Consider the following 15,647-nt stretch of genomic DNA (forward strand, 5'->3'; position numbering starts at 1 on the left):
TTTTTATGGCTTTCAAGCTGCATGCTAGGCTGCGGCAAGTGCACCGCGGCGGCTTCCGACTATATAAATACACTATGCAGTATGATTATAAATAGCATGTTTTCAGCATGTTTTCTAACGAAAACCAAAAATACTCCATAAGTTATATTTATTTTTCAAGTGCCAGCGACAAGGACCGCGTGAATCGTGCTGCGTTCTGATAGCCGATCACCCGCGTGCCAGGCAGTTCCGTCGCTTGCGGCCCAAAAAAGATGATGCCGGGCGGGCCGAACAGGTTGAAGCGCTTGAGCATCGCCTTATCATCCGCATTGTTTGCTGTCACATCCACCTGCAGCAGCAACAGCCTCGACATCTGCCGGCGCACGCCCGGATCGGTAAATGTCAGTTTCTCCATTTCCTTGCAGGAGACGCACCAGTCGGCATAAAAATCCAGCATCACGGTCTTGCCTTGCGCCGACGCCAGCATTGCATCAAGCTCGCCCACCGAGCGCACGCGGGCAAATTGCACCGGCTGCTCGACGTTGCCGGTCAGATGCGACAGCGGTGCCCACGCATTGCGGCCGCCACTGGCCACGCCCGCCAGTTGCGCCAGGCCGAACAGCGCGAACACGACTCCGAACGCAATCGAAAATCCGCCGGCCAGCGGACGCAGCAGGGCAACGCCGTAGCCCAGGCCGAGCGCAGCCCAGCCCAGCATCGCCACCCAGGCCGGCAGCACCGGCGCCACCATCCACAACGCCAAAGCCAGCATCAATACGCCGAAGAAACGTTTCACCGCTTCCATCCATGCGCCAGCCCGTGGCAGCAGGGTGCCGGCAGAAAGTCCGACCAGCAGCAGCGGCACGCTCATCCCTGCCGCCATCGCGAACAGCGCGCCGCCGCCGATCACCACGTCGCGGGTTTGGCTGATGTATACCAATGCACCGGCCAAGGGCGCCGCCACGCAAGGCCCGACGATCAGGGCCGAAATCGCCCCCATGGCAAAGACGCCGAACAGCTTGCCGGCGGACTGACGCTCGGACACCCGCAGCAGGCGCGACTGGATCGCCGCCGGCACCTGCAATTGATAGACTCCGAACATCGACAGCGCCAGAGCCGCCATCAGCAACGCGAACAGTCCCAGCACCCAGGGATTTTGCAGGGTGGCGGCCAAGCCTTCGCCGATCAGGCCGGCGGCTATGCCGAGCGCGGTATACACGATCGCCATCCCGAGCGCATACGCGACCGACAGGATAAAGGCACGCGAGCGTGGCACTTTGGCGCCCTCTCCCACGATGATGAACGACAGGATCGGCACCATCGGCAACACGCAGGGGGTAAACGCCAGACCCAGGCCAAGCAGCAGGAACAGCGGCAGGATCACCAGCAATTTACGGCTTTTGAGCGATGCTTCGATGCTGCTCAGCTCGCCGCCCGACAACGCCGTATCCGCCGCCGCGGTTGGCGCGGCATTGAACTGGCTTGACTGGATGTCGCGGCTCTGCCCCAAAACGCCCGGCATCATGTCCGCCAGCAAGCCGCCGCCGTTCGGCGACAGCTTCGCGACCGACTCCATTGGCGCATAACATAAGCCCTGATCGGTGCAACCCTGCGAAGTTACCGTCAATGCAAACGGCGCGCTGGCTTGCACCGGCAGCATAATCGTCACTTGCTTGCGATAGCTTTCAACATCCTTTTCAAACGTCGTATCGTATTTAACAATGCCGCGCGGTAATTCCGGCGTACCCAAGGTGGCTCCCGCAGCCTTGAACTGGAAGCGCTCGCGATACATGTAATAGCCGTCAGCAATGGCAAACGTCAGCGCAATCGTTTTCGGATCGTGCATCCTGGCGGTAAATTTGAAGGCCGCTTCCGGCTCCAGGAATTCTTCCTTGGCAAAGGCCCGCGGCGCCAACAGGATAGACAGCAACCCAAGCAACGCGATCCAGGCAAATGCAATCGGTCTGGATGGCGGATGTCGGAATAAACGATTAAACATGCAATTCTTTCCTTTATACCGGGCGCCTGCTGCAGCCGGCATTTACTTATGCCCGGAGGGTGCTGCAATTCTCTTGCAGCGCAATGCTGTTGACCGCAGTCGGTGCAATACGTTCATAAAAACAACATTGCAGCGGTCGGTCCAGACCGTTGCAGGCGCAGCCGCATCGAAGCGCTTCTTATTTCAACAGACGCCGGCGTGTCAGCAGCGTCGCCAGATAAAATCCTGCAATCGAATACGCCAGCAATAATGCCAGATCGTGCAACGGCGTCTGCGGCCAGGCGCCAAGAATCAGGGGCCGGATCAGGCTGACCGCAGCACCGAGTGGCAGTATGCGTGAAAACAACTGAAGCCACTCAGGCAACTGTGCGACTGGATAATATACTCCAGATAAAAACACCATTGGCGTAAGCACCATCGTGAAGTAAAAGGTGAAAAAATCATAGCCCCGCGCCAGCGCATTGATGACCAGCCCCATCGACGCAAACGTCATGCCGATGATGAACAGCAGGGGCAACACCAGCACGGTGTGCAGGTTCAGGCCGATGCCCAAAAACAGCAGCACGACCAAAATCACCAGACCCGAGAACAGCGCCTTGCTGGCGGCCCACAGCATCTCGGCCAGAAGGATGTCATCCAGCGCCAGTGGCGCATTGAGCAGTGCATCCCACGATTTTTGCACATGCATGCGCGAAAAAGCCGAATACAGCGCCTCGAACGACGCCGCCATCATGATCGACATGCAAATCGATCCGGAACCCAGATAATTGATGTAGGGAATGCCTTCAATCTGCTTGAGCAAGCCTCCCAGCCCATAGCCAAAAGCCAGCAAAGTAATCAAGGGGTCGGCGATATTGCCCAGAATGCTGGCAATCAGGAGCTTTTTCCAGACCAGAAAGTTCCGTTGCCAGACGGGCCTAAAACGCAGCGAAAACGAAGGTAATGCATAGATTGAAGAAGACATCCTAATCCCGTATTTCCCTGCCGGTGAGCTTTAGAAACACATCTTCCAGATTTGCCGGTCGATGCACAAAACGGACATCCGCTGTCGCATGCAGGCTTTCCAGCAATTGCTGCGCGTCATTGGTATAACAAAAAACCGTTTCTCCGCTAATCTCGATCCGGGCCGATTGCTGGCGCCCAAGGCAATCTCCCCAAGGGCGGGCACCGTCGCCATAAACCTCGACCACTTCCGCTTCAATGTGCCGGGCAATCAAACTGCGCGGAGAACCTTGCGCAATCATCTTGCCATGATCAATCACCGCCAGCCGGTCGGACAAGCGTTCCGCTTCGTCCATGAAGTGGGTGGTCAGCAGAATGGTTTTGCCCTGACTCACCAGCGTCTTCAGGCGCTCCCAGATCATGTGGCGCGCCTGCGGGTCCAGTCCGGTGGTCGGCTCATCCATGAAAATCAGGTCAGGGTCATTGACCAGTGCGCGCGCCAGCATCAGGCGCCGTTTCATGCCGCCCGACAGTTCGGCTATGCCGGCATCTTTCTTCGTCGTCAGGTTGGCGAACTCAAGCAGGGCGGGAATACGCGCCGTGATGACCGCATCGGAAATGCCGAAATACCGTCCGAACACCAACAGGTTCTCGGTCACGGTAAAGTCGGGATCCAGGTTGTCTGCCTGCGGCACGACTCCGACACGCAAGCGCGCCTGGCGGGCATGCGACGGGATGCTATGCCCTGCCAGCGTGATGCGGCCGCTGTCCGGCGCCGTCAAGCCAAGGCATAACCGCAATGTAGTGGTTTTGCCGGCACCGTTCGGACCGAGCAAGCCGTAACACTCGCCGCGCTGCAAGGAAAAACTCAGCTTATCGACTACGACATTTTTCAAATTACCCTTGCCATAGGATTTATGCAGGTTTTCTACAGATAAAATGTCAGCTTGCTGCATCGAATCGTTCCTTGATGGCATGAAGATACGCGATATCCTACCCCCATTCTCGGCCCAACCAGGGCAATAGGCCGGAGCAGACGCCGGATTGTATTCACTACGCACAAAAGCCAGGCAATGCCTGGCTTTTTGTAATAGTGCGCGGCAGAATCAGCGGCTAATTATTCTGCATCAGCCACTTCTACTGCTTCCGTTGTATCCGGACGATCCAGCAATTCGATGAAAGCCATAGGCGCATTATCACCAACGCGGAAGCCCATCTTCAGGATACGCAGATAACCTCCGTTACGGTTGGCATAACGCGGGCCCAGCTCGGCAAACAGCTTGACCACCATTTCGCGGTCACGCAGACGGTTGAAAGCGAGACGCTTGTTGGCCAGTGTGTCTGTCTTGCCCAGGGTCAGGATCGGCTCGATAACACGGCGCAGTTCCTTGGCTTTAGGCAGGGTTGTTTTGATCGCTTCGTGACGCAGCAGCGATACTGTCATGTTGCGCAGCATGGCCAAGCGATGGGAAGAAGTGCGATTGAGCTTGCGAAGGCCGTGACGATGACGCATGGTAATTCCTTTCTAGGTAAGTTTGATCCCAGCTCTTCTATCGTGGCGGCGATCTGCCGCCACGCGGGCCGGTAAATTTAAGTGCGTGATTATACTAACAAGTGGCGAACAAATTAAAATTTATTTGCGCCGGCTATTATTTTTCCAGGCCGACAGGCGGCCAGTTTTCAAGTTTCATGCCCAATGTCAAGCCGCGCGAAGCCAGTACTTCCTTGATTTCATTCAGGGACTTGCGGCCCAGATTCGGCGTCTTCAGCAATTCATTCTCACTGCGCTGAATCAAATCGCCAATATAGTAAATGTTTTCGGCTTTCAGGCAATTGGCGGAACGTACCGTCAATTCCAGGTCATCCACCGGACGCAACAGAATCGGGTCGACCGCAGGAGTGCGGGATGGTGCTTCTGCTGCTGCTTCCGTGCCTTCGAGCGCGGCAAATACGCTCAACTGCTCAACCAGTATGCGCGCAGACTGACGGATCGCCTCTTCAGGCGAAATCACGCCATTGGTTTCGATATTGATGACCAATTTATCCAGATCCGTACGCTGCTCGACGCGGGCCGACTCAACCGCGTACGAGACGCGACGCACCGGCGAAAAAGAAGCGTCCAGAATGATTCGGCCGATGGTCTTGTTGGTGTCTTCAGCCAAGCGGCGAACATTACCCGGTACGTAGCCGCGACCTTTTTCGATCTTGATCTGCATATCCAGCTTGCCACCGGCAGTCAGATGGGCAATTTCGTGATCTGGATTAACCAGTTCGACATCGTGCGGCAAATCGATATCCGAAGCCAGGACGGCACCTGCGCCCTCTTTTTTAAGAGTCAGCGTAACTTCGTCGCGGTTATGCACCTTGAACACAACGCCCTTCAGGTTCAATAACAAATCGACCACGTCTTCCTGCACGCCATCAAGGGACGAATATTCATGCACCACACCGGCAATCGTAACTTCCGTTGGCGCAAAACCCACCATGGAGGAAAGCAACACCCGACGCAAGGCATTGCCGAGCGTATGTCCGTAACCACGTTCAAACGGTTCCATCACAACCTTGGCATGACTCACGCCCAAAGTTTCAACATCAATAATACGTGGCTTTAATAGACTGTTTTGCATGAAATGTCCTTTTCAATACCCTCGACTCGTTACGCCGATAAGGCTGATGGCACAATGAAAAATACCTACCGGGAAGCCGGTAGGTGATTAATCAGGCTAGATTGCTAATTAACGGGAATACAATTCGACAATCAGGGATTCATTGACATCATTGGCGATATCACTGCGATCCGGAACGGACTTGAAGGTGCCTTCCATTTTTTTGCTATCGACAGAAACCCATGATGGCATGCCGATTTGTTCTGCCAAGGAAAGCGCCTCAACGATGCGCACTTGCTTCTTGGATTTTTCGCGTACGGCGACAACATCGCCCGGCTTGACTTGATACGAAGCGATATTGACAACGATGTTGTTTACCGTGAAGGCTTTATGACTGACCAACTGACGCGCTTCTGCGCGAGTGGAGCCAAAACCCATGCGGTAACACACATTGTCCAGGCGCGACTCCAGCAGCTTCAGCAAACTTTCACCTGTATTGCCCTTGCGACGATCAGCTTCTGCAAAGTAGCGGCGGAACTGACGCTCCAGAATGCCATACATGCGTTTGACTTTTTGCTTTTCACGCAACTGGTTACCGTAGTCAGAAGTGCGCGCACCGGACTTGATGCCATGCTGACCAGGTTTTACATCCAGTTTGCACTTTGAATCCAACGAACGCCGTGCGCTCTTGAGAAACAAATCAGTGCCTTCGCGACGGGAAAGCTTTGCTTTAGGTCCAATATAACGTGCCACGGAATTTCCTTTTAATTATTGGTTCACGCCCCAGCTGCCTGATCTAAATTCGATTGGCCGGGCGCTAGTATGATCAATCTGCAATCACACAGTGGTCTTAAAAAAATACCGCCAAATTATTTGGCGGGGTTTTGCATCTGCCTCAGAAAGCAACAGCAGATTAAATCCGGCGGCGCTTAGGCGGACGGCATCCGTTGTGTGGCACCGGAGTCACATCTTGAATCTGGGTGATCTTGATACCCAGATTATTCAATGCGCGCACCGCAGATTCGCGGCCAGGGCCAGGGCCCTTGATACGAACTTCCAGATTTTTAACGCCGCACTCAACAGCCACTTTTCCCGCCGCTTCAGCAGCTACCTGAGCAGCGAACGGGGTCGATTTACGCGAACCCTTGAAACCGGCACCACCAGATGTAGCCCACGAAAGCGCATTGCCCTGGCGATCTGTAATTGTGATGATCGTGTTGTTGAAGGAGGCGTGCACATGTGCAATGCCCTCAGCAACATTTTTCTTAACTTTCTTGCGCACACGTGCTGCTGCGGCGCTATTCTGAGCTTTTGCCATAATAATTTCCTTGAATCCGAAGACTAATCAAGCTGACGCCGGATTATTTTTTCAGCGACTGAGCGGCTTTGCGCGGCCCCTTGCGGGTACGAGCATTGGTACGTGTACGCTGACCACGGCAAGGCAGCCCCTTGCGATGACGCATACCGCGATAACAACCAAGGTCCATGAGACGCTTGATGTTCATCGAAATTTCACGACGCAGATCACCCTCGACGATAAATTTTCCAATTTCATCGCGAAGCTTTTCCAATTCGCTATCATCCAGATCCTTAACTTTTTTAGTAGTCAAGACACCTGTCTTTTCACAAATTTCCTGCGCCCGTGGGCGACCAACACCATAAATGGCAGTTAAGCCGATAACAGTGTGCTGATGGTTTGGGATGTTAACCCCTGCAATACGTGCCATTCGTTATTCCTCGATCAATAACGTTAATTAACCTTGGCGCTGTTTATGGCGTGGTTCTGTGCAAATAACACGAACAACGCCTTTGCGCTTAATAATCTTGCAATTGCGGCAGATCCGCTTGACTGATGCGAGAACTTTCATTGTTGCCCTCTTCCTTCACTTCTAGGTTCGATTCGTCTTAAAAACTACTTAGTACGGAAAACAATCCGCGCCCTACTCAGATCATATGGCGTCAATTCCACAGTAACCTTATCGCCAGGCAATATACGAATATAGTTCATGCGCATCTTGCCGGAGATATGGCCAAGAACAATATGACCATTTTCCAACTTAACTCGAAACGTTGCATTCGGAAGATTCTCAAGAACCTCTCCCTGCAACTGTATAACATCATCTTTTGACATTCGATCTGCTCTTTCTAATGGGCGGCTATCACTAAGGAATTCAGCCCTTGAAATTCGCTTTACGAAGCAACGATTCATATTGCTGAGACATGACGTAATTCTGTATCTGAGCCATAAAATCCATCGTTACAACAACAATAATCAATAGCGAGGTGCCGCCAAAATAAAATGGCACCTTCCATCTCGCAATAAGAAATTCCGGCAATAAACACACCAGCGTTATATAAACAGCACCGGCCAAGGTTAATCGCATCAAGATTTTGTCGATATAACGAGCCGTTTGGTCACCTGGCCTGATTCCCGGTACAAAGGCACCACTCTTCTTCAGATTATCTGCCGTTTCCTTGCTGTTAAAAACCAGAGCAGTATAAAAGAAACAAAAGAATATGATTGCGCCCGCATACAACAGAGCATGAATTGGCTCACCTGGCGCCATGGATGCCGCCAAATCCTTCAAAAAACGAACAAATCCACTTGAAGTATCACCAGAAGTAAACCAACTGGTAATTGTAGCCGGAAACAATATTATTGACGAGGCAAAAATTGGTGGAATCACGCCAGCCATATTCAACTTTAATGGCAAATGACTGCTTTGCCCGCCATAGATCTTGTTGCCGACCTGCCTCTTCGCATAATTGACCAGTATCTTGCGCTGTCCTTGCTCAATGAATACCACCACAAAAGTAACGCCAGCAGCAACCAAGCAGATAAATATTGCGGATAGCGCATTCATTGACCCCGTACGCACCAATTCAAACAGACCCGCCACTGCGCCTGGCAATCCTGCCGCAATACCGGCAAAAATAATTATCGAGATACCATTGCCCAAACCACGTTCTGTGATTTGCTCACCCAACCACATCAAAAACATAGTTCCTGTGAGCAGCGTGATCACCGTCGTGAACCTGAAAGCCATACCAGGATCAATTACCAAACCAGCTTGCGACTCGAGAGCAACCGCAATGCCCAAGCCTTGGAAAAGGGCTAAAACCAAGGTGCCATAACGCGTATATTGCGTAATCTTGCGCCTTCCCGACTCTCCTTCTTTTTTAATCGCCTCTAACTGCGGAGAAACAATCGCCATGAGTTGCATGATAATCGACGCCGAAATATACGGCATGATACCAAGCGCAAATACAGTAAAGCGTGAAAGAGAACCGCCGGAAAACATGTTAAACATACCCAAGATACCACCTTGGTTTTGCTTAAACAGCTGTGCCAACTGCGTCGGATCAATTCCTGGAACTGGAATATGTGACCCAACACGGTAAACCACTAAAGCCGCAAGAAGAAACCAGAGACGACCCCAAGGAAACCCTCCGGCCGCCCCCTTAGCTATTGCTGGACTAGTAGCCAATATAATGCTCCGATTGCACCAACTGCTTAAGCGACTGAGCCGCCAAGAGCTTCAATTGCAACTTTTGCACCCTTAGTTACAATCAAGCCTTTAGTGTTAATTTTTTTGGTCAATTGACCACAAAATATTACACGAACAACTTTAGCCAACTGGCCGACCACACCAGCCTGCTTCAATGACAGCACATCAATCTCAGTCAAAGGCAATGCCTCCAGGTCGGATAAACGAACCTCTGCCTTGAACGGTGCAGCCGTAGATTTAAAGCCGCGCTTAGGCAATCGCCTTTGCAACGGCATTTGACCGCCTTCAAAGCCAACCTTGTGAAATCCGCCTGAGCGCGATTTTTGACCTTTATGCCCACGTCCGGATGTTTTCCCGAGACCCGAACCAATACCGCGGCCAACGCGACGCTTTGCGTGCTTTGCACCCTCAGCTGGTTGAATTGTATTTAATTCCATGATTTACTCCGTTCGTAGGGCTGCGAGCCTTACGCCACAACTTTTACAAGATACGACACTTTGTTGATCATGCCACGTACGGCTGGCGTGTCTTGCAACTCAGAAATCGAATTAACACGGCGCAAACCAAGACCACGCACTGTCGCACGGTGAGATTCGCGTGTACCGATAAGGCCTTTGACCAATTGCACTTTTACTGTGTTTGTCATCAGAGTCTCCTTAGCCCAGGATTTCTTCAACTGACTTACCGCGCTTGGCAGCAATTTCAGATGGCGTACTCATCTTGGCCAAGCCATTCAGCGTCGCACGAACCATATTGTATGGATTGCTTGAGCCGTTCGACTTTGCCACGACATTAGTTACACCCATAACCTCAAAGATTGCGCGCATTGCACCACCCGCGATAACGCCGGTACCCTCTTTAGCAGGGGTCATGAGAACTTTTGATGCGCCATGCTTACCAGTAATGGTGTGCTGAATCGTGCCGTCCTTGAGACTGACCTTAATCATATTCCGACGCGCTTCCTCCATCGCCTTTTGCACTGCCACTGGCACTTCTTTCGATTTACCCTTACCCATACCGATACGACCATCGCCGTCACCCACTACGGTCAATGCAGCGAAACCCATGATACGGCCACCCTTAACCACCTTGGTAACACGGTTAATCGCAATCATTTTTTCGCGCATGCCATCATCGGGCTTGTCGCTTTGCATTTTTGCCTGCATTTTTGCCATGACGATTCTTCCTTAGAACTTCAGACCAGCTTCACGCGCGGCTTCAGCCAGCGCCTTAACTCGGCCATGGTAACGAAAACCGGAGCGATCAAACGCAACTTCGGTAATCCCTGCTTTAAGTGCTTTTTCCGCCACACGCTTACCGACCAGGCTCGCAGCGGCTGCATTGCCACCCTTGCCAGACTGCCCAGCCAACTCTTGTCGAACTTCAGCCTCCATAGTAGAAGCAGAAGCAAGAACTTGCGCATCCGGGCCGATAAGACTCGCGTAGATATGCAGATTGGTACGATGCACAGCCAAGCGATTTACCTTTAACTCTGCGATCTTGGCACGAGTTTGACGTCCGCGGCGCAGCCGTGATTGTTTCTTGTCCATCGTCAGCCCCTATTACTTCTTCTTGGTTTCTTTAAGCTTTACCACTTCATCCGCATAACGGACGCCCTTGCCCTTATAAGGCTCAGGACTGCGGTAAGCACGAACTTCAGCAGCAACCTGCCCTACCTGCTGCTTATCAACACCTTTGATCAGAATCTCGGTTTGCGTTGGGGTTTCACATTTGACACCATCAGGCATCTGATGCACCACCGGATGAGAAAAGCCCAGAGAAAGATTTAACTTGTCGCCCTGCGCTTGTGCGCGATAACCAACGCCAACCAAAGTCAACTTGCGTTCAAATCCTTTAGTTACGCCATTGACCATATTATTGACCAAGGCACGCAGAGTTCCAGACATTGCGTTTGCCTCACGACTATCGTTAGAAACATCAAATTTCAATGTTCCATTGTCGTTGGTAATTTTTACCAAACCCGTCAAAGGCTGAGAAAGTGTGCCCAAAGGGCCTTTTACTACAATTTGATCTGACGAAATAGCAACTTCAGCACCAGCAGTCAGAGCAATCGGCATTTTACCTACACGAGACATCTTGAACTCCTTAGGCCACGTAGCAAATTACTTCGCCACCGACACCGGTTGCGCGTGCTTTGCGGTCAGTCATGACGCCCTTAGGAGTAGAAACAATTGCCACACCCAGGCCATTCATTACACTAGGGATCTCGTCTTTACCTTTATAAACGCGCAACCCGGGACGGGACACGCGCTCCAAACGCTCAATGACGGGACGATTTACATAATATTTCAAACCGATTTTGAGTTCTGCCTTACCCGCAGTTTCGGATACAGCAAAATCCTCAATGTAACCCTCGTCCTTCAGGACACTTGCAATCGCAACTTTAACTTTAGAAGAAGGCATAGAAACGGCTGCCTTGCTTACACCTTGTGCGTTGCGAATACGGGTCAGCATATCGGCGATAGGATCGCTCATACTCATTGCATCTACTCCTATTACCAGCTAGCTTTAGTCATACCGGGAATTTCGCCGCGCATGGCTATTTCACGGAGCTTGATACGGCCCAAACCGAATTTACGGTAGGTGCCACGTGGACGACCAGTCAACGAGCAGCGATTACGCTGACGTGTCGGGTTTGCATTGCGTGGAAGCGCCTGCAATTTAAGACGCGCCTCATAACGCTCCTCTTCCGACTTTGATTGATCATCAACAATGGCCTTTAACTCTGCACGCTTCCCAGCAAATTTTTTTACTAGGTCAGCACGCTTCTGCTCACGGTTAATCAGTGACAATTTTGCCATGTCGCCCTCAGTTTCTGAACGGGAATTTAAAGGCGGCGAGAAGCGCTTTAGCTTCATCGTCGGTCTTAGCGGTAGTTGTAATACTAATATTCATACCGCGCAGCGCATCGATTTTGTCATATTCAATCTCGGGAAAGATGATCTGCTCTTTAACACCGATATTGTAGTTACCGCGACCATCAAATGCACGACCGGAAACACCGCGAAAATCACGCACACGCGGCAACGCAACGGTAATGAAGCGATCCAGGAACTCATACATGCGAGCCCCGCGCAGCGTAACCATACAACCGATCGGATAACCTTCACGAATCTTGAAACCGGCAATTGCCTTACGAGCCTTAGTCACAACAGGCTTTTGACCAGCAATTTTAGTCAAGTCGCCGACAGCATGCTCAATAATTTTCTTATCGGCAACCGCTTCAGACAACCCCATATTCAGGGTAACCTTAAGAATTCGCGGCACTTCCATGGCAGACTTATATGAAAATTTTTCTGTCAAGCCAGCGACGACTTTTTCTTTATAGAACTCTTGGAGACGGGCCATGATCTCTTAAACCTTAACAACGTCGCCACTGGATTTGAAAATGCGGACTTTAACGCCATCCACATCCTTAAAACCAACGCGATCTGCCTTGCCAGTTGCCGCATTAAACAAAGCAACATTTGACACATGAATCGGCATCAACTTATCAACGATGCCACCTGTTGCACCAGTCATTGGATTAGGCTTAACTGCTTTTTTAGCAACATTAATACCATCAACAACAACATGCGCAGCATCCACACGACGCTGAACAACACCGCGCTTGCCCTTATCCTTACCGGCCAAGACGATGACTTCGTCGTTTTTACGAATCTTATCCATAACGACTCCTTACAGGACTTCAGGCGCAAGCGACACGATTTTCATGAAGCGCTCTGTGCGCAACTCACGTGTAACCGGTCCAAAAATACGCGTGCCAATCGGCTCCAGTTTTGCATTAAGCAGGACAGCAGCATTGCCATCAAACTTAACCAAAGAACCATCCTGGCGACGAACACCCTTCGCAGTACGCACAACCACTGCATTATAAATTTCACCCTTTTTCACGCGACCGCGCGGGGCTGCGACTTTAACAGTCACTTTGATCACATCGCCAATACCCGCATAGCGACGCTTCGAGCCACCCAATACCTTGATGCACAAAACTTCTTTCGCACCAGTATTGTCGGCCACTTCGAGACGGCTTTCTGTTTGAATCATAATATTCTCTTTCCCAACTTATCCCGATTGAAGCGCAAACGCCAAATCGGTCAGTCTTGGTCCCGCCAGCGCATTTGAAAATGCACCGCTTGGGTGGACGTTATAGAAAAACTGGCTGACTCGCAAAACTTGAATCGTTCTGCGAAATTCATTCAATTTCATGAATGAAGCCAAGCATTATCACACCTAAATGCTTGGCCTGCAAGAGATAATTATACTATTTGCGCTACTTGAATAACACGAGTAACCGTCCAAGTTTTAGTCTTGGAAATCGGACGCCCCTCCTGTATCTCAACAGTATCGCCATCCTTTGCCTGATTTAGCTCATCATGCGCATGGTACTTATTGGAGCGCATGATAATCTTGCCATACAAAGGGTGTTTAACGTGACGCTCAATCTGCACGGTAACAGTTTTATCCATCTTGTCTGATACCACTTTGCCAATCAGCGTGCGCTTAAGCGCTTGCTTCACTTGATCGTTCATTACTTGGCGTCCTTCAGATTCATGACAGTCTTCACGCGCGCTATGTCACGGCGAACTTTTTTAAGCTGTGAAGTATTGTTCAATTGCTGTGTAGCGATTTGCATACGCAGACTAAACTGTGCTTTCAGCAGGTCATTCAGCTCTTTCGTCAGGGCTGGCTGATCTTTGCCACGGAGCTCAGATAAATTCATGTTTCACTCCTATTATTGGCCGACTTGACGCACGACAAACGTCGTCAACAACGGCAATTTAGCTGCTGCCAGGCGGAATGCTTCTCGCGCCAATGCCTCATCCACACCATCCATCTCATACAGCATTTTCCCTGGCTGTATTTCCGCAACGTAGTATTCCGGATTACCTTTACCGTTACCCATCCGGACTTCAGCAGGTTTCTGTGAAATTGGCTTATCTGGAAAAATACGAATCCAAATACGACCACCACGTTTGATATGACGAGTCATAGCACGACGCGCAGCTTCAATCTGACGGGCGGTGATACGTCCACGTGCGACTGCCTTCAATCCAAATTCACCGAAGGATACAGCGGTACCACGCGAATGCGAGATACCGGTATTGCGTCCTTTTTGTTCTTTACGATATTTTCTGCGTGCTGGTTGCAGCATGATTATTCTCCTGCTTTCTCAGCTGATGCCGCTACCACACTATCAGCGAGACCATCTGGCTTCTTTGTATGAACACGCTTGGCTGCGGGAGATGGTGCCGCTGTTGCGACTTGACCATCAACTCTCTTCGAGCGTGGTCGGCCTGCTGGCTTACCATCATCACGACGTGGACCACGGCGCTTTTTCTCATCATCGAAAGGCGTTTCTATTACAGGCGTCTCACCATTAGGTAAGCGGTCGCCTTTATACACCCAAACTTTAATACCAATAATGCCGTACGTTGTTTGCGCTTCACCAAAGCCGTAATCGATATCAGCACGCAAGGTATGCAGAGGAACACGTCCTTCGCGATACCATTCCTTACGAGCAATTTCGATACCATTCAAACGGCCGGATGACATGATCTTGATGCCAAGAGCGCCTAAACGCATTGCATTTTGCATAGCGCGCTTCATGGCACGGCGAAACATGATGCGCTTTTCCAATTGCTGAGCAATGGAATCCGCTATCAATTGGGCATCTGTCTCTGGTTTGCGAATTTCTTCGATATTCACATGAACAGGTACGCCCATGATTTTGGTCAACTCGGTCTTCAGGACCTCAATGTCCTCGCCTTTCTTGCCAATTACAACACCTGGACGCGAGCTGAAAATGGTGAACCTGGCATTCTTTGCAGGACGCTCAATCAAAACACGCCCAACAGACGCGTTCTTCAGTTTTTTCTTCAGATATGTACGAGCTTTGAGATCTTCACTAAGCATAGCGGCAAAATTACTATTGCCAGCATACCAACGCGATCCCCAGTTACGTGTAACCGAAAGACGAAAACCGGTAGGGTGAATCTTCTGTCCCATCGTGACTCCTTAGTTACCGACAGTCACGTATATGTGACAGGATTGCTTGGAAATTCGATCACCGCGGCCTTTAGCGCGCGCAGTAAAACGTTTCAAAACCGAGCCTTTTTCGACGTAGATAGTTTTCACTTTCAACTCATCAATGTCGGCACCATCATTGTGCTCAGCATTTGCGATCGCCGATTCAAGTACTTTCTTAATGATCACAGCGCCTTTCTTCGGGCTGAAAGTCAAAATATTTAGTGCTTGGTCAATTTTTTTGCCGCGGATCAGATCAGCAACAAGGCGGCCCTTTTGGGCCGACAAGCGCACACCACGGAGGGTTGCTTTAGTTTCCATCATGGACCTTATCTCTTAGCCTTTTTATCGGCAGCGTGACCTTTGAACGTACGCGTTAACGCAAACTCACCAAGTTTATGGCCAACCATGTTTTCGGACACATAAACTGGCACATGCTGCTTGCCGTTATGCACCGCGATTGTCAAGCCAATGAAATCAGGCATGATGGTTGAACGGCGGGACCATGTCTTGATTGGCTTTTTGTCTTTGTTTGCTTGCGCTGTTTCGACTTTTTTAACCAAA

General features: G+C 50.8%; 28 protein-coding genes. All 28 read right to left on the bottom strand.

Annotated features, from left to right (window positions below; all coding sequences use genetic code 11):
- Positions 1 to 148: 148 nt before the first annotated feature.
- On the bottom strand, positions 149 to 1,978 hold the full coding sequence (gene dsbD, locus HMCN_RS0113930) for a protein-disulfide reductase DsbD (protein WP_035627229.1): 1,830 nt from the start codon (positions 1,976 to 1,978) through the stop codon (positions 149 to 151).
- A gap of 178 nt (positions 1,979 to 2,156) precedes the next feature.
- Complete coding sequence (locus tag HMCN_RS0113935; RefSeq protein WP_025917963.1) at positions 2,157 to 2,942, bottom strand: ABC transporter permease; 786 nt, start codon at positions 2,940 to 2,942, stop codon at positions 2,157 to 2,159.
- Position 2,943: 1 nt separating this feature from the next.
- Positions 2,944 to 3,876 (bottom strand): ATP-binding cassette domain-containing protein, encoded by a 933-nt coding sequence (locus HMCN_RS0113940; RefSeq protein ID WP_035627232.1) that lies wholly within the window; start codon positions 3,874 to 3,876, stop codon positions 2,944 to 2,946.
- 161 nt (positions 3,877 to 4,037) lie between these two features.
- Positions 4,038 to 4,433 (bottom strand): 50S ribosomal protein L17, encoded by a 396-nt coding sequence (rplQ, locus tag HMCN_RS0113945; RefSeq protein WP_025917965.1) that lies wholly within the window; start codon positions 4,431 to 4,433, stop codon positions 4,038 to 4,040.
- Between the two features lie 136 nt (positions 4,434 to 4,569).
- Positions 4,570 to 5,547 (bottom strand): DNA-directed RNA polymerase subunit alpha, encoded by a 978-nt coding sequence (rpoA, locus tag HMCN_RS0113950; protein WP_025917966.1) that lies wholly within the window; start codon positions 5,545 to 5,547, stop codon positions 4,570 to 4,572.
- A 108-nt stretch (positions 5,548 to 5,655) separates the two neighbouring features.
- Entirely contained in the window at positions 5,656 to 6,279 is a 624-nt protein-coding gene (gene rpsD, locus HMCN_RS0113955) for a 30S ribosomal protein S4 (RefSeq protein WP_025917967.1), read from the bottom strand.
- Positions 6,280 to 6,439: 160 nt separating this feature from the next.
- Positions 6,440 to 6,844, bottom strand: coding sequence for a 30S ribosomal protein S11 (gene rpsK / locus HMCN_RS0113960; RefSeq protein ID WP_025917968.1), 405 nt, complete (start codon positions 6,842 to 6,844; stop codon positions 6,440 to 6,442).
- 43 nt (positions 6,845 to 6,887) lie between these two features.
- Positions 6,888 to 7,253, bottom strand: a complete 366-nt coding sequence (gene rpsM / locus HMCN_RS0113965; RefSeq protein WP_025917969.1) for a 30S ribosomal protein S13 — start codon at positions 7,251 to 7,253, stop codon at positions 6,888 to 6,890.
- Between the two features lie 27 nt (positions 7,254 to 7,280).
- Positions 7,281 to 7,394, bottom strand: a complete 114-nt coding sequence (gene rpmJ, locus HMCN_RS18825; protein WP_014004415.1) for a 50S ribosomal protein L36 — start codon at positions 7,392 to 7,394, stop codon at positions 7,281 to 7,283.
- A 44-nt stretch (positions 7,395 to 7,438) separates the two neighbouring features.
- Positions 7,439 to 7,657 carry a translation initiation factor IF-1 gene (gene infA, locus HMCN_RS18830; protein WP_081801523.1) on the bottom strand — a complete coding sequence of 73 codons (219 nt, stop codon included), beginning with the start codon at positions 7,655 to 7,657 and terminating at the stop codon, positions 7,439 to 7,441.
- Between the two features lie 40 nt (positions 7,658 to 7,697).
- Positions 7,698 to 9,014 (bottom strand): preprotein translocase subunit SecY, encoded by a 1,317-nt coding sequence (gene secY / locus HMCN_RS17840; RefSeq protein WP_035627234.1) that lies wholly within the window; start codon positions 9,012 to 9,014, stop codon positions 7,698 to 7,700.
- 26 nt (positions 9,015 to 9,040) lie between these two features.
- Positions 9,041 to 9,472: a 50S ribosomal protein L15 gene (rplO, locus tag HMCN_RS0113980; protein ID WP_025917970.1), complete on the bottom strand. Its 432-nt coding sequence runs from the start codon at positions 9,470 to 9,472 to the stop codon at positions 9,041 to 9,043.
- 29 nt (positions 9,473 to 9,501) lie between these two features.
- The gene (gene rpmD / locus HMCN_RS18835; protein ID WP_238552174.1) at positions 9,502 to 9,681 is read right to left on the bottom strand and encodes a 50S ribosomal protein L30; all 180 of its coding nucleotides are present in this window, start codon (positions 9,679 to 9,681) and stop codon (positions 9,502 to 9,504) included.
- Between the two features lie 10 nt (positions 9,682 to 9,691).
- Positions 9,692 to 10,210: a 30S ribosomal protein S5 gene (gene rpsE, locus HMCN_RS0113985; RefSeq protein ID WP_035627235.1), complete on the bottom strand. Its 519-nt coding sequence runs from the start codon at positions 10,208 to 10,210 to the stop codon at positions 9,692 to 9,694.
- Positions 10,211 to 10,222: 12 nt separating this feature from the next.
- Complete coding sequence (gene rplR, locus HMCN_RS0113990; RefSeq protein WP_025917972.1) at positions 10,223 to 10,585, bottom strand: 50S ribosomal protein L18; 363 nt, start codon at positions 10,583 to 10,585, stop codon at positions 10,223 to 10,225.
- Between the two features lie 12 nt (positions 10,586 to 10,597).
- On the bottom strand, positions 10,598 to 11,131 hold the full coding sequence (gene rplF, locus HMCN_RS0113995) for a 50S ribosomal protein L6 (RefSeq protein WP_025917973.1): 534 nt from the start codon (positions 11,129 to 11,131) through the stop codon (positions 10,598 to 10,600).
- A gap of 10 nt (positions 11,132 to 11,141) precedes the next feature.
- Entirely contained in the window at positions 11,142 to 11,537 is a 396-nt protein-coding gene (rpsH, locus tag HMCN_RS0114000) for a 30S ribosomal protein S8 (protein WP_025917974.1), read from the bottom strand.
- A 14-nt stretch (positions 11,538 to 11,551) separates the two neighbouring features.
- A complete protein-coding gene (gene rpsN / locus HMCN_RS18840) occupies positions 11,552 to 11,857 on the bottom strand; it encodes a 30S ribosomal protein S14 (protein WP_081801525.1) in 306 nt (101 codons plus the stop codon).
- 7 nt (positions 11,858 to 11,864) lie between these two features.
- Entirely contained in the window at positions 11,865 to 12,404 is a 540-nt protein-coding gene (rplE, locus tag HMCN_RS0114005) for a 50S ribosomal protein L5 (protein WP_025917975.1), read from the bottom strand.
- A 6-nt stretch (positions 12,405 to 12,410) separates the two neighbouring features.
- Positions 12,411 to 12,725, bottom strand: a complete 315-nt coding sequence (gene rplX, locus HMCN_RS0114010) for a 50S ribosomal protein L24 (protein WP_025917976.1) — start codon at positions 12,723 to 12,725, stop codon at positions 12,411 to 12,413.
- Between the two features lie 9 nt (positions 12,726 to 12,734).
- The gene (gene rplN, locus HMCN_RS0114015; RefSeq protein ID WP_025917977.1) at positions 12,735 to 13,103 is read right to left on the bottom strand and encodes a 50S ribosomal protein L14; all 369 of its coding nucleotides are present in this window, start codon (positions 13,101 to 13,103) and stop codon (positions 12,735 to 12,737) included.
- An 18-nt stretch (positions 13,104 to 13,121) separates the two neighbouring features.
- Complete coding sequence (locus HMCN_RS19425; protein WP_155837582.1) at positions 13,122 to 13,265, bottom strand: hypothetical protein; 144 nt, start codon at positions 13,263 to 13,265, stop codon at positions 13,122 to 13,124.
- 50 nt (positions 13,266 to 13,315) lie between these two features.
- Positions 13,316 to 13,588, bottom strand: a complete 273-nt coding sequence (gene rpsQ, locus HMCN_RS0114020; protein ID WP_025917978.1) for a 30S ribosomal protein S17 — start codon at positions 13,586 to 13,588, stop codon at positions 13,316 to 13,318.
- Complete coding sequence (gene rpmC / locus HMCN_RS0114025; RefSeq protein ID WP_025917979.1) at positions 13,588 to 13,779, bottom strand: 50S ribosomal protein L29; 192 nt, start codon at positions 13,777 to 13,779, stop codon at positions 13,588 to 13,590. Before rpmC ends, rpsQ begins: the two co-directional genes overlap by 1 nt.
- A 12-nt stretch (positions 13,780 to 13,791) precedes the next feature.
- Complete coding sequence (rplP, locus tag HMCN_RS0114030; protein WP_025917980.1) at positions 13,792 to 14,211, bottom strand: 50S ribosomal protein L16; 420 nt, start codon at positions 14,209 to 14,211, stop codon at positions 13,792 to 13,794.
- Positions 14,212 to 14,213: 2 nt separating this feature from the next.
- Positions 14,214 to 15,065: a 30S ribosomal protein S3 gene (rpsC, locus tag HMCN_RS0114035; protein ID WP_025917981.1), complete on the bottom strand. Its 852-nt coding sequence runs from the start codon at positions 15,063 to 15,065 to the stop codon at positions 14,214 to 14,216.
- Positions 15,066 to 15,074: 9 nt separating this feature from the next.
- Entirely contained in the window at positions 15,075 to 15,407 is a 333-nt protein-coding gene (rplV, locus tag HMCN_RS0114040) for a 50S ribosomal protein L22 (RefSeq protein WP_193366420.1), read from the bottom strand.
- A gap of 5 nt (positions 15,408 to 15,412) precedes the next feature.
- Positions 15,413 to 15,646: a 30S ribosomal protein S19 gene (gene rpsS, locus HMCN_RS0114045; RefSeq protein ID WP_051567002.1), complete on the bottom strand. Its 234-nt coding sequence runs from the start codon at positions 15,644 to 15,646 to the stop codon at positions 15,413 to 15,415.
- Between the last annotated feature and the right edge of the window lies 1 nt (position 15,647).

The organism is Herminiimonas sp. CN (genome assembly GCF_000622895.1).
Lineage (GTDB): Bacteria > Pseudomonadota > Gammaproteobacteria > Burkholderiales > Burkholderiaceae_D > AVCC01.